Origin of the sequence: Bradyrhizobium sp. SZCCHNRI3052 (assembly GCF_032484895.1) — a bacterium.
Lineage (GTDB): Bacteria > Pseudomonadota > Alphaproteobacteria > Rhizobiales > Xanthobacteraceae > Bradyrhizobium.
On record NZ_JAUETW010000008.1, the window covers coordinates 50,931 to 63,407 of the forward strand.

The following is a 12,477-nucleotide window of genomic DNA, read 5'->3' on the forward strand; positions in this document are numbered from 1 at the left end:
GCAGGTTAACGATTGCGCAGGATTAAGTCGCGTGAAGAAATGTTTCCGCCTTAACAATACAGCTTACTTTCGCCACGATCGGACCTCGCTTCGGGCTGTTCTTTTGGACTCAAATCGACCATGTTCCGCGCATGATGTCGTCACACGATACCGCCGTGTCCGCAGACGCGAACATACCGGCAGCCGCGCGCATTCTCTGCGTCGAAGATGACCGGGAGATTGCGGCGCTGCTCACCGAGCTGTTGCAGGAGCACGGCTTCGCGCCGCGCTTCGTGTCCTCCGCGGCCGCGATGAACGACCTCCTGCAGCGCGAGCAGGTCGACCTCATCATGCTCGACGTGATGCTGCCGGACGACGACGGCATGAGCATCTGCCGCCGCCTGCGCCAGATCTCGACCGTGCCGATCATCATGGTGACGGCGAAGGGCGAGGACATCGACCGCATCCTCGGCCTCGAGCTCGGCGCCGACGACTATGTCGTCAAGCCGTTCAATCCGCGCGAGCTGGTGGCGCGCATCCGCGCGCTGCTGCGCCGGTCGCAATTGCATCCCGCCGTGATCGCGGCGCGGCAGGCGCCGATGACGTTCGACGGCTGGCGCATCGAGCCGGCGACGCGCACGCTGTTCGATCCCGACCGCGTCAAGATCACCTTGACCAGCGCGGAGTTCGATATCCTGCTGGCGTTCTGCCGCAATGCCGGCCGCGTGCTGTCGCGCGAGCAACTGATCGAGCTGGCGCACGGCGGGCAGGCCGGGCCGGTCGAGCGCAGCATCGACGTCCATATCAGCCGTATCCGGCAGAAGATCGAGCCGGGCGCGCGCAGTTGGTCCCTGATCAAGACCGTGCGCCTCGGCGGCTACGTGTTCACGCCAAGAGTCGAGACCATCGATGACGCCAGATAGCAAGCCGTGCCCGCGCCTCGGCCTCACCACGCAGATCGTGACCTTGGCGTCGCTGTCGGTGCTGTTCGGCATGGTGCTGATGATCGCGGCCGCGCTGCTGTTTCTCGATCCGCCCGACGAGCAGGAATCGCCGGCCTACGGCATCGCGCGCGTCGCCGAGGCGGTGCACTTCGTCCGCGCCGCGAACGACCCCGTGGCCGTCGAGAGCAGCCTGTCGAGCCTGCGCAGCTCCGGCATCCAGGTCGAGCTGGTGCCGCTGACCTCGCTGACGCTGCTCGCCAAGCCGGTCAGGGACGTGCCATGGACCTCGCGGCTGGCCCGCCGTCAGCTCAGCGTGCTGCGTGACGTCACCTTGCTCCACGGCGTCGGCTATGGTGCGGCGCCGCCGACCCAGATCATCGTCCAGGTCGACGGCGAGCGTGCGCTGGTGTTCGACGACGTGCCGCGCCTCGAATTCTGGTCGATGGTGCTCAAGCCGACCGCCGTATTCCTGTTTCTCATCCTGATCCTCGGCGTGCTGCTGTCGATCTACGCGGCGCGCGCGATCATCAGGCCGCTGTCGGACATGGCGCGCGCGGCGGCCGCGTTCGGCCGCTCGCCGGGGGCGCAGGAGCCGCTCGGCCGGCGCGGGCCGAAGGAGATCGTGCAGGTCGCCGACGCACTGAACGAGATGCAGGCGCGCATCCGCGCGCTGCTCGATGACCGCACGCGCATGCTGGCGGCCATCAGCCACGATCTGCGCACGCCGCTGACGCGGCTCAGGCTGCGCTCGGAGCGCATCGGGCAGGGGGAGATGCGCAGCGCGATGCTGCGCGACATCGACCAGGTCAGCCGCATGCTCGACGAGACGCTCGACTACCTGCGCGACGACACCAAGGCCGAGCAGCCGGCGCGGATCGAGCTGGCGAGCCTGCTCGAGACGATCTGCTGCGACTTCGCCGATGTCGGCCACGCCGTCAGCTTCGATGGACCGTCGCGGCTGGTCTGCGAGGGCCGGGCGCGGGCGCTGTCGCGCGCCGTCACCAACGTGGTCGAGAACGCGGTCAAGCACGGCAGCGAGGTCGTGGTCAGCCTGTCGACCCTGGCCGACGGCATGATCGCGATCGAGGTCGCCGATGACGGCCCGGGCATTCCGCAGGCGCTGCAGGCGCGCGCGCTGGAGCCGTTCGTCAAGCTCGACCAGGCGCGCTCCGCCGGCGGCTTCGGCCTCGGGCTGTCGATCGCGCAGGAGATCATGAAGAAGCATGACGGCGGCATCGCGCTGATGCCCAACGCCCCGCGCGGCCTGCGGGTACGGCTGTCGCTGCCGCTGCGCCTCGCGATGCCCGCGGCGATCCCCGCCAAGGTGGCGTAGCAGACGCCACGAGGAGGAAACCCCGCCGGTGCTGATCCCGGCGGGGCCTTTGCGTTCGCCGATGTCGAGGGACGGCAATCAGCTCACGCGCTTCCAGGTCTGTCCGCCGCAGAACAGGCCGCCGAAGGCGCAGCCCTGGACCCGCAGCGTGTTCGGATTCTTGAGCACCACGGTGGAGTCGTAGTTGCCGCCGCCGTCCGGATCGTGGATGCGGCCGACCCATTTGCTGTCCTTCGGCTTCATGTTGATCAGGATCTTCTCCCGCGTCTTCTCGGCAAAGCCGCAGATGTTGGCGCCGCACGGCTCGATCACGACATTGCCCTTGCCGCCCTCGGTGGCCCACAGCCCGAGCGGCGAGTTCGGATCGGCTGCCGGCGCCGGCTGAACTGCGGCAGGCGCCGCGGCAACCGTGACCGGCGCGGGTGCCGGGGCTGGCTGTGGAGCAGGCGCGGTCGCCGCGACCGGCGCCGGCGGCACCGGCATCTGCACGGTCGTGGATGGCGCAGCGGCAGTGGGCGATGCAGGGGCTGGCGCGGCCGCGGCTGGCGCGGTGGCGGCGGGCGCCGGCGCGTTGACGACCGGCGGAGCCGCCACGGGCGCCGCGACAGCGGGGGCCGGAGCGCCGGCCGCAGGCGCGCTGCTCGCCGGCGCATCGTCATCGTCGAGCTTGGATGATTTCAGCCCGCTGAGGTCGATGCCGGACACCTGCAGGCAGGACAGCGACTGGCAGTTGCGCGGCACGGTGACGCGGATCTTGTGTCCGTCGAAATTGAACGCGATCGAGCTGCCGGCCTGCGCGGCGCTGCTCGCGATCAGAACGGCTGCTGCGGCCAGATACACGGTCTTCATGAATGAGCTCCCTCGGACGGCGTCGTGAACCTGGAGGGAACTCTTAGACGCGGGTGACGGCGCGATCTGTGACAAGGGTCACAGCCGAAAAGCCAATGCGGCTGGGGCCGCACGCGGCCCACCGCAGCCCGTCCATCGATCGAGGTCGGATCGCAGCGATCAGATCATCCCGACGATGATCGCGCCGACAAATGCAAACACGACATACGTGACCACCATGCTCAGCCGATCGGCAAGGCTCATGGGACCGCTCCCGTTTCGCATCTCGCGCACCTGGCGTGCGCTCGCGCTTGACGCCTGCTCCGCAAAGCGCGCGCCACACATATCCGATCGGCATCGGCAAAAAAGACAGCGCGGTTGTCGCTTCCCCGTAAATGGACTGCCTTTCACGTCACGATGGTTTGCGCGCCGTAAATGGACGGCATTGACAGGTCCTTAAGCAAATTGCCGCAAACCTCTGCATATGACGCGCGGAGTTCGTTTGTATCTCGTCGGCTCCATCGTCCTTGTCTCGCTTGCGGGTTGCGGCCGTGGATTCTTCCAGGAGCGCGAGCCGTGGCGGGCCGAGGCCGAGATCGCCTGCCTGAAATCGGGCGCGGTGAAGGAGAGCGCGGATATCGTCCGCATCAATCCGATCTCCGGCCCCGGCATGTGCGGCGCCGACTATCCGCTGAAGGTGGCGGCGCTCGGCGAAGCGACCACGAGCTATGGCTTCGCCGATGAAAGCCTGCGTCCACCGGCCGCGATCGGCGGCCAGCCGCGCTGGCCGATCAACCAGCCGCCGCAACGCTACGCCCCGCCCGCGACCTATCAGCCGCAGGCCGCGCCGCAGCCGGCCTATCCCGCGTCGAGCGCGGCCTATCCGAATTCGGCATCGCCGTCCCATGGCGCCCCTCCCGGCGCGCCACTGCAGCTCGAGCCGCCGGTCGGCGAGGACGACGTCGATCAGCCGGCCGACGCGGCCTATTCGCCCTATCGCGGTCAGCCGGCCGCTCGCACCGCCTATCCGCAGCAGGAACCGCCGCCGCGGCTCGGACCGTCGCGCGATCCGGTCGGCACCGTCGGCCCGGTCGCGGTGAAGCCGACCGCGACGCTCGCCTGTCCGATCGTCTCGGCACTCGACCGCTGGATCGCGGAGTCGGTGCAGCCGGCAGCCCAGCGCTGGTTCGGCACCAAGGTCGTCGAGATCAAGCAGATCTCGGCCTATTCCTGCCGCGGCATGAACGGCAATCCGAGCGCGCACATTTCCGAGCATGCCTTCGGCAACGCGCTCGACATCGCCGCCTTCACGCTCGCCGACGGCCGCCGCATCAGCGTCAAGGACGGCTGGATCGGCCTGCCGGAGGAGCAGGGCTTTCTGCGCGACATCCAGGGCGGGGCGTGCCAGCAGTTCACCACCGTGCTGGCGCCCGGCTCCAACGTCTATCACTACGACCACATCCATGTGGACCTGATGCGCCGCGCCAGCCGCCGCATGATCTGCCAGCCAGCCGCGCAATCCGGCGAGGCGGTGGCGGCACGTGCGCAGCAGCGGCGCTATGGCTACGGCCAGCGCGAGCCCGACGTGACCAGCTCGATCCCGTCGCGCAAGCAGCCGCGCAGCATCGGCCAGCTGATCAACGAGGAAGACGAATTCCGGGACTATTGAGAGGGCGAATAGGGAACAGCGAGTAGCGAATCGGGATCGGGACGATCACCTGCTCGCCATTCGCCATTCCTGTGCGCGGCTGTGGATTTCTTTCGCCGTCAGCCGCGCCTGACCGCGCTCTGTCCCGCCCCGAAACGGAAACCCCGACGTCACGCGCTGCGGATTAGGAGTCCGTTGACCAGTTTTGCCGTCCGCCTTTGGCCGACACTAGACCTGCCACAGTCGCCAGGAACAAGGCGCGCGGGGTTCTGGTTGCTGCCGGATTGGGAGAGGCGGAGATGGCATCGTATCGCATCAAGGCGATTGGGGCGGGCTTCGAGGTCGGCACCGCCGAGCAGGCCGTGCTGGTCTGCCGCTCGCTGAAGACGGCACGCCGCGCCGTCGCCGATGCACAGCGTCTGGAGCGGATGCCGCCGAAGCCGATTCCCTGGCGCACGCCGCCGGAGAGCGAGACGTCGGCTGGTGGAGCGGAGGATGCCGCGCGCAGCGAGGATGCCGACACCGAGGTTCTCGTCGTGTCGGATGGCCCGCCTCTGTGCTGCTGACTAGATCATGATGCGATTCCACGGAATCGCATCATGATCTCATCTCCTTGTTTGAGCATGATCTTTTCGGAAAACCGGTTTCCACTTTTCCGGATCATGCTCTAACCGGCGCGGAAGCGGCAGAACTGGAACTGCTGCGTCGAGTCCCATGGCGTGCGATGCACCTCGGTGCAACTGTCCTCCAGCGTGAAAGCAGGACCCAGCGCAGCGGCCAGTCCGTGGGCGTCGTAGCGGACGACCGGCAGTCCGCTGCACCTCTCCGGACCATCGGGCGCGAACGTGCCGATGATGACGGCCCCGCCGGTCACCACGGCCGCGCGCAGGCGGTCGACATAGGCGGCGCGGTCTTCGGGCGCGGTGAGGAAATGGAAGGCGGCCCGGTCGTGCCAGACATCGTAGCGCGCGTCCGGCGACCAGGTGGTGACGTCGGAGGCGATCCACGTCACCCCGGCCGCCGCCGCGCCAAGCCTGCGGCGCGCCGTCGCCAGTGCCGCGTCGGAGATGTCGAGCACGGCGAGCGCGCCGTAGCCGGCCGCGAGCAGCGCATCGACCAGCCGCGAGGCGCCGCCACCGATGTCGATGATCCGCGATGTCGGTGTCGCACCGGCCTCGCGGATCATCCGCAGCGACGTCGCCGGGTCGTCCTGGTACCAGCTCACCTCGGTCTCGGCCTTGGTGGTGTAGACGTTCTGCCAATGGGTGGTGCGGTCGGACATGGTTTCGGTCCCGAGAAGAGGCACACATTATAGCACGCGACGGCTCGAACTCTTGCCCAGCCGGCGGTGAGTCCCCTCCCCCTTGCGGGGAGGGGTCGGGGGTGGGGGTCCCCACGCGCTGAACGTTCCATGGGGCACACTTCACGCGTGAACGATTTCACGCGTTCGACTGCGGTCGTTCGACGCGCGCGATGATTCTCCAGTGTTCTTGATAGATCGACTCTCCATCACGAACAGCGGGACTCGTGGTCCCCCACCCCCAACCCCTCCCCGCAAGGGGGAGGGGAGTTCACCGTCCGCGAGGAGAGGGCGTGAGACCTAGCAAGCTCCGCCTCAAAACGTCCCCGCCACCGTCACCCGAAACGTCAGCGGCTCGATCGGGTGCAGCACGCGGTCCATCACGCCGGTCTGGCAGACCTGGGCCGGCGGCACCGGCGGGGGCGGCAACGGGGAGGTCGATGAGCCGTAGCACGCCTGGTAGAGCTGGTCAGTCGGCAGCAGCGAGCCGTAGCCGTAGGAGATCTGGCTGGCCTTGGTGTTGAGCAGGTTCAGCACGTCAAGCTGGATGCGCCAGCCATTGGCGTCGCGGAAGCCGATGCGGCCGTTGAACACGCTGGTCGGGGTGGAGCGGAAGTAGTTGTCCTCGGTCAGCGGCGTGGAGCCGAGATAGCGCCAGCGCAGACCGCCGAACCAGCCGGTCTTCTCGCCGAGCGTGATGCCGGCCGACGCGATCATCGCCGGCGCGTTGGGGATGTAGTTGCCGGGCGCATTGCCGAGCTGGGCCTGGGGGTAGCCTGCGAGCGAGGCGTAGACCGCCGCTTGGTCGGTGTTGTCGCCGACGAAGCGCGCATGCGTCATCGCCAGATCGGCATCGATGTCGATCCACGACGCCGGGCGGTAATGGTTGGTCAGCTCGAAGCCATAGCGCCGGCTCGGTCGGCTCGCCTCGGTGTTGCCGGCATCGCCCGAGAACAGGATCTCGGAATCCTGGTTGAGCAGGAAGAAGCTGAGCGACGAGTCGAGCCCCGGAATGATGCGCGTGCGCACGCCGACCTCGGCGCCCTTGGTGCGGACGAGCAGCGGCGAGGAGGCGAGCTTGTTGGTCGGATCGGCCGGATCCTCGGTCGTGGTCGCGCCGCGGGCATCGTTGCTGTGCATGCCATAGCCGGCGCCGACGAAGAACTCGGTCTTGTCGAACGGCCCGATCACCATCCGGAATTTCGGGCTGCCGAGGCCGGCTGCGGCATCGCCGGTGTTGTTGCCGTTGGTCAGCGAATACACGTGGGTCTGATAATAGTCGCCGCGATAGCCGACCGTGGTGCGCAGCCAGTCGGTCCAGCGCACGGTGTTCTCGACGTAGAGGCCGACGCTGCCTTCGCCGACCTTGTCGGCACGAACGACGCCGGTGCTCAAGGGATCGATGTCGGAGAGCAGCACCCGCTGACGGGTGTTCGTCAGCGCCAGCGCGATGTCGTCATAGCGCGTCTGGACGCCGAACGTCGTCTCCATCGGCCGTCCGGCGAAGCTGCCGTTCAAGGTGCGCGAGGCGTTGGCCCCGAGCATCAGCCGGTCGTCGTGCTGGTGAAACTGGTCGCCATAGGTTGGGTTGTTCAGCGCGTAGGTGAAATTGTTGTAGAGATCGAGCTGGCTTTTCACCAAATAGGCGTTGGCCTTCCACGAGCCGGCCTCGTCGGTGCCGGCGATGCGGCCCGACAGCGCGAAGCGGTTGGTCTTGCCGCCGTCCGTCGGATCGACCGCGTCGTAGCGGCCGAGATCGCCCGAGGTGATGGCACGCTCCGGCACCTGGTCGGTCGAGGTCCAGCGGTTCGCATAGGCCATGCCGGTGATGGTGAAGCCGTCGGTCGCGGTGCCCTGCGAGTAGCGCATCAGGCCGTTGATCTTCTTGGCGTCGTCCGGCGTGGTCCACGGGCCGTCGTAGCGGCCGGCTTCACCGGCAATCAACAGGTGGCCGTCACCGACATGCACCGAGTCCATGCCGAAGAAACGGCGATAGCCGAAGCTGCCGGCCGTCATCTGCGCGATCGCCTTGGGTACGCTGTCGATCAGGCCGATATGGACACTTCCCACCGAGGCGAAGTCGCCTTCGTCGGCGAAGTAGGGGCCCTTGCGGACGTCGACCCGGCCGATCGTTTCCGGCATCAGCCAATTCAGATCGGCATAGCCCTGGCCGTGCGCATGGGTGCGCATGTTGACCGGCACGCCGTCGACGAACAGCGCGAGGTCGGTGCCGTGGTCGAGATTGTAGCCCCGCAGAAAATACTGGTTGGCTTTGCCTTCGCCGGAGTGCTGCGTGACGATCAGGCCGGGCACCGCTTCCAGCACCTCGCCGGGGCGCGTCGCCGGGCGGGCGTTGATCTCCTCGCCGGATATCACGACCTCGCTCGCCATGCCTTGCGGCCGCGCCGGGCCGGAGCCGACACTGGGCGCGCCGGACGGTGCAGCCGCCGTCGTGGCGGTCGGCATCACATGCGCAGCCGCACCGGCCGCGCTCGGCTTCGGCGGCTGCGCCGCGCGCCGGACCTGCGGCTTGGGCTTGGCCGTGCGTCGGGGGGCGTCGACGTCGACCGTCGGCAACTCGGCAGGGGCCCGTTCCGGATGGGCGTTTGCCTGCTGCGCCAATGCCGCCATCAGCACGCCAACACTCGCCCCACGCCACCGCATCGTCACGCCCCTAGAGCTCGCCACAGGGCATGCATCGTCAACTGCCGCGCGCCTTCGTTGGTCCGCGACATGCTCGCTTGGATCGCCCCACTGTCGAATGTTAAAGAACGCTAAGGTGACACCGGTATGATGTCAACGTGAAAACATCATACTCATCTGGTGGATAGGCGCTTGCCGCGCAGATCGAGGAGACGGACATGCAGCGCCTGACGATCACGATCGACGACGATCTGCTCGCGGAGGTCGACGCCTTCATGGCCCGGCGCGGCTACGACAACCGCTCGGAGGCGTTTCGCGATCTGCTGCGCAGCGGCCTCGAAACGGCCGACGCCGGCGCCGCCGACAGCCGCCACTGCATCGCGACTCTCAGCTACGTCTACGACCATGCCGCGCGCGAATTGCCGAAGCGCCTGACGCAGGAGGCGCACGACCATTCCGGCCTCGCCCAGGCGACCCTGCACGTCCACATCGACCAGGAGAGCTGCCTCGAGGTCACCGTGCTCAAGGGCGAGCGTCGCGAGGTCAAGGCGTTCGCCGACCACGTCATCGCCGAACGCGGCGTCCGCCACGGCCACGTCGCGATGATGCCGGTCGATCCGGCGCAAGGCCATGGGCACGCGCATGGTCATAGCCATAGTCACAGCCATTCGCATTCCCACAGCACGAAGAGCGGGAAGAGGTAACACGGAAGACGATAGGGCACGCCGCCTGCCAAATTCTCCCTCCTCATAACCCGCGCAGCGGGATATCCAGTACGTTGCGGCCTCTCTATGGGATCATCGCCGTCTCGGCGTACTGGATCGCCCGGTCGAGGCCGGGCGATGACAGCCGGTGTGTGGCGCGATAGCTGCCCCGATCGTCATTGCGAGGAGCGCAGCGACGAAGCAATCCAGACCTTTCGTGCCGCCCCTGTGTCGCTTCGCTGACGCTCGCAATGACGACAGGGTAGGGTGGGCAAAGGCGCGCCCGCGATGTCAATGATCAGACGCGATGCGCCGCGCGCCGTGCCCACCATTCCGCAATCTCCTGCGCGGAGCGATGGCGGGCACGCGACCGTCCTGCAGGCGGCTGCTTTGCCTGCCCTACAACTCCTGCATTCGCGCCCGCGCCCGTTGACCCGGTCGAGCCTCAGAAGGGAAGCAGATCTTTTCCGAATCTGGCTATGAAATCCCGCACATCGCTGCGAGCTGAATGCCGATCGAGACCGGGAAAGCCTGCCCAACGGAATGCAAGGCGCAAATAGTCGAGGAACGGCAATCCATGTCGCTCGTCAGAGAACAACGGGTCGGCACCGAGAAATGGCACCAGGACGCAATATGGACTGCCTCCGCTGATGTTTGCCTTGTGCAGATAGTCCGGTGCCAAGACGATACTCAGCTGATGCTCGTGATCTCGTTCCGTGTCTGCCTTCTGATAAATCCATTCATCGAACAGATCCGTAACGATGGAGGGCGCATCTATGCATAGGGCGTCGTGTTCCTCAGACGGCAAATCGAACCCAAGATCCGGCGGACGATCCTCGGATCTGTAGTCCCACACAAAGTTGATTCCACCAACGACACGCCAGAATGCCAGAAGAGTCGGTGGAATCGGTGCTCCGGACATCTCGACAATGCGAGAGAAAACCGCCTCGTCGCTCGATTTCGGTGGTGTCCGAAGACTTTGATCTTGAGATGATAGGACCTGCCAGCCAATGGCCTGCAATCGCGAGGCGACGAGGTCGGCGTTTTGGACGACCCGTTGCATGGTCGCATCGGCGATCTCCATCACTTCCTCGCGGAACTCACCTTCAATACTTGGGTAGGTGCGAATTTCTCGCCAAACCTGATCGAACTCACCCGCCCGATATCGCTTCAACAGAGTCCCGTCGCGTCGCATGTTCCGGTAGCTCCTGCAGACTCTCACCCAAGTCAATCGTCACCGAATGATATGACAGCGTCGGCTGATTGTTGCACGGCTTGTCTTCCGCCTTTGGCCCATCTCGGGCTCGAGGCTCCGGCCGCAGATACGGCGCCGTTGCATCATCACCCGCGGCTGCGGCGGAGCAAGGCGTCCTTGCGCCGACGTGTCCGCCCCAGCCGATCGGGCTGAGGCAATCGAGAGTCTCGGCGCGGCCCCTGGATCGCGTCGCTTCGCTCGCGATGACGCCGTGCTACTGCGGTCGCGCGCCGTAGAATGCCGTTGCTCGTGCCGGTGATGACAATGGTACGAGCTGCCGCAGGTACTTTGGCAGCGGCGGGGAAGGTTTAATCCTGAAGCGCGTCAACTGGTGCATTCACGACAGAAGATATTCCGCCGCTGTTGCGACCAGAATCCCATTTTGTCCGATTCCGTTGAAAAAGTCGGCAGTAGTTTCGTCGTGAACGCCATCTGTTTCGAGGACGAATTGGCGCGTTGTGGTTCACGCGGGCGTCAGCGCGGGCATCGGGATCAGCTTGGCCATCTTACGAAGGTTCTGAGCGGCTGCAGCGAGGGTGAACTCGTCGCGTGCGCCGTTCGGCCCTCTTAGTCGCAGCCGATCTAGCTTGAGGATGCGCTTGAGATGCGCGAACAGCATCTCAATCTTCTTGCGGAGCCGGCGTGAAGTGCGGCCTTCCCATGAGCTTGCGATCTCGCGTGCCATGTCGCGAGCGCCCTCGTAGATCGAGCGCGGCACTTTTCGAGCCGGGGTGTTGGGGCAACACCTGCTTCTTAGAGAGCATGCTTGACAATCGCGCTTGCTCGCACGGTAGAGGACCGTCGTGTCGTTGTTCACCAGCGTCCCTGTAGTGGTGAGGGGTTTGCCAGCGGGACAGCGATAGACGTCCCTGGTATGGTCGTAGGTGAAGGCCTCACGCGAGAAGGTCCCGTCGGTGCGGGCCGACTTGTCGAAGACGGTCACGTGCGGCTCGATCCCGTGCTCGTAGACCAGCCACCCGAGCATCTCAGCGGAGCCATAGGCGCTGTCGCCGAGAAGCCGGCTTGGATAAAGATCGAACCTTTCGATTGAACGCTCAATCATGCGCTTGGCGGCCAATACTTCTGCCTGGCGGATCGCCGTGGTCGCTTCGACATCGACGATGATCGCATTCTCGACGTCGACCAGATAGTTCGTCGAGTAGGCGAAGAAGGCTTGGCCGCCGTGCGCTCCCGTCCAGCGCGCCGCCGGGTCGGAGGGCGATACAAACTTGGGCGTGACCTCCGTCGCGGCACCGAACGCGGCATCATCAAGAACGGCAAGATACTCGTCGATCGCTCGACCCGCAGCCTCCGGCGGAAGCCTCTTATCGCCTTCGATTCCCTTCTGCCGATTGGCATCCGCCTTGATCAGGCTCGCGTCGACTGCGAACCCTTCGCCGCCGATCAGGCGCTCCCGGATGCAGCGGCGCAAGACGGTCTCGAACACGCGACGGAAGAGATCGCTCTCACGGAAGCGGCCGTGCCTGTTCTTCGAGAACGTCGAGTGATCGGGGACGCCTCCATCTAGACCCAGCCGGCAAAACCAGCGGTATGCCAGATTGAGATGGACTTCATCGCAGAGGCGCCGTTCCGATCGGATGCCGAAGCAATAGCCGATCAAGAGCATCCTGATCATCAGCTCCGGATCGATCGAGGGCCGCCCGATGTTGCTGTAGAACGGCGCCAGCTCCCGCCGTAAGTCCTCAAGGTCGACGAACCTATCGATCGACCGCACGAGGTGGTCGGCTGGGATGTGCCTTTCCAGCGAGAACTCATAGAACAACGCAGCCTGTTCGACTTGCCGATGCCCCATCATGACCTTCAGTCCTGCCCACTAGACAGA

10 protein-coding genes are annotated in these 12,477 nt (G+C 65.9%); 5 read left to right on the top strand and 5 right to left on the bottom strand.

Features of this window, described 5'->3' with window-relative positions; genetic code table 11:
• Positions 1 to 131: 131 nt before the first annotated feature.
• Both QW887_RS21460 and QW887_RS21465 read left to right on the top strand, forming a co-directional pair.
• Positions 132 to 902, top strand: coding sequence for a response regulator (locus QW887_RS21460; RefSeq protein ID WP_315713462.1), 771 nt, complete (start codon positions 132 to 134; stop codon positions 900 to 902).
• A complete protein-coding gene (locus tag QW887_RS21465; protein ID WP_316184029.1) occupies positions 889 to 2,256 on the top strand; it encodes an ATP-binding protein in 1,368 nt (455 codons plus the stop codon). The genes QW887_RS21460 and QW887_RS21465 overlap by 14 nt, the downstream gene beginning before the upstream one ends.
• A gap of 78 nt (positions 2,257 to 2,334) precedes the next feature.
• Here the strand turns inward: QW887_RS21465 and QW887_RS21470 are convergent, their stop codons facing one another.
• Entirely contained in the window at positions 2,335 to 3,105 is a 771-nt protein-coding gene (locus QW887_RS21470; protein ID WP_315769196.1) for a DUF2147 domain-containing protein, read from the bottom strand.
• A gap of 463 nt (positions 3,106 to 3,568) precedes the next feature.
• Here QW887_RS21470 and QW887_RS21475 point away from each other — a divergent pair, with 463 nt between their 5' ends.
• Together QW887_RS21475 and QW887_RS21480 are read left to right on the top strand one after the other, a co-directional pair.
• On the top strand, positions 3,569 to 4,753 hold the full coding sequence (locus QW887_RS21475; protein WP_315825288.1) for an extensin family protein: 1,185 nt from the start codon (positions 3,569 to 3,571) through the stop codon (positions 4,751 to 4,753).
• A 278-nt stretch (positions 4,754 to 5,031) separates the two neighbouring features.
• The gene (locus QW887_RS21480) at positions 5,032 to 5,298 is read left to right on the top strand and encodes a hypothetical protein (RefSeq protein WP_315713457.1); all 267 of its coding nucleotides are present in this window, start codon (positions 5,032 to 5,034) and stop codon (positions 5,296 to 5,298) included.
• A 101-nt stretch (positions 5,299 to 5,399) separates the two neighbouring features.
• Here QW887_RS21480 and QW887_RS21485 read toward each other — a convergent pair whose 3' ends face one another.
• Together QW887_RS21485 and QW887_RS21490 are read right to left on the bottom strand one after the other, a co-directional pair.
• Positions 5,400 to 6,014 (bottom strand): class I SAM-dependent methyltransferase, encoded by a 615-nt coding sequence (locus QW887_RS21485; protein ID WP_316184026.1) that lies wholly within the window; start codon positions 6,012 to 6,014, stop codon positions 5,400 to 5,402.
• A gap of 333 nt (positions 6,015 to 6,347) precedes the next feature.
• Entirely contained in the window at positions 6,348 to 8,696 is a 2,349-nt protein-coding gene (locus tag QW887_RS21490; protein WP_316169822.1) for a TonB-dependent receptor, read from the bottom strand.
• 197 nt (positions 8,697 to 8,893) lie between these two features.
• Between QW887_RS21490 and nikR the strand changes: the two genes are divergently transcribed.
• Positions 8,894 to 9,379 carry a nickel-responsive transcriptional regulator NikR gene (nikR, locus tag QW887_RS21495; protein ID WP_316169821.1) on the top strand — a complete coding sequence of 162 codons (486 nt, stop codon included), beginning with the start codon at positions 8,894 to 8,896 and terminating at the stop codon, positions 9,377 to 9,379.
• 445 nt (positions 9,380 to 9,824) lie between these two features.
• Here nikR and QW887_RS21500 read toward each other — a convergent pair whose 3' ends face one another.
• The gene (locus tag QW887_RS21500) at positions 9,825 to 10,574 is read right to left on the bottom strand and encodes a hypothetical protein (protein WP_316169820.1); all 750 of its coding nucleotides are present in this window, start codon (positions 10,572 to 10,574) and stop codon (positions 9,825 to 9,827) included.
• Between the two features lie 523 nt (positions 10,575 to 11,097).
• Positions 11,098 to 12,450, bottom strand: a complete 1,353-nt coding sequence (locus QW887_RS21505; protein WP_315750567.1) for an IS1182 family transposase — start codon at positions 12,448 to 12,450, stop codon at positions 11,098 to 11,100.
• Between the last annotated feature and the right edge of the window lie 27 nt (positions 12,451 to 12,477).

Bases quoted from the DNA above. Each gene is read 5' to 3' on its own strand.
- QW887_RS21460 (WP_315713462.1), top strand. From the start codon at position 132: ATGATGTCGTCACACGATACCGCCGTGTCCGCAGACGCGAACATACCG.
- QW887_RS21465 (WP_316184029.1), top strand. From the start codon at position 889: ATGACGCCAGATAGCAAGCCGTGCCCGCGCCTCGGCCTCACCACGCAG.
- QW887_RS21470 (WP_315769196.1), bottom strand. From the start codon at position 3,105: ATGAAGACCGTGTATCTGGCCGCAGCAGCCGTTCTGATCGCGAGCAGC.
- QW887_RS21475 (WP_315825288.1), top strand. From the start codon at position 3,569: ATGACGCGCGGAGTTCGTTTGTATCTCGTCGGCTCCATCGTCCTTGTC.
- QW887_RS21480 (WP_315713457.1), top strand. From the start codon at position 5,032: ATGGCATCGTATCGCATCAAGGCGATTGGGGCGGGCTTCGAGGTCGGC.
- QW887_RS21485 (WP_316184026.1), bottom strand. From the start codon at position 6,014: ATGTCCGACCGCACCACCCATTGGCAGAACGTCTACACCACCAAGGCC.
- QW887_RS21490 (WP_316169822.1), bottom strand. From the start codon at position 8,696: ATGCGGTGGCGTGGGGCGAGTGTTGGCGTGCTGATGGCGGCATTGGCG.
- nikR (WP_316169821.1), top strand. From the start codon at position 8,894: ATGCAGCGCCTGACGATCACGATCGACGACGATCTGCTCGCGGAGGTC.
- QW887_RS21500 (WP_316169820.1), bottom strand. From the start codon at position 10,574: ATGCGACGCGACGGGACTCTGTTGAAGCGATATCGGGCGGGTGAGTTC.
- QW887_RS21505 (WP_315750567.1), bottom strand. From the start codon at position 12,450: ATGATGGGGCATCGGCAAGTCGAACAGGCTGCGTTGTTCTATGAGTTC.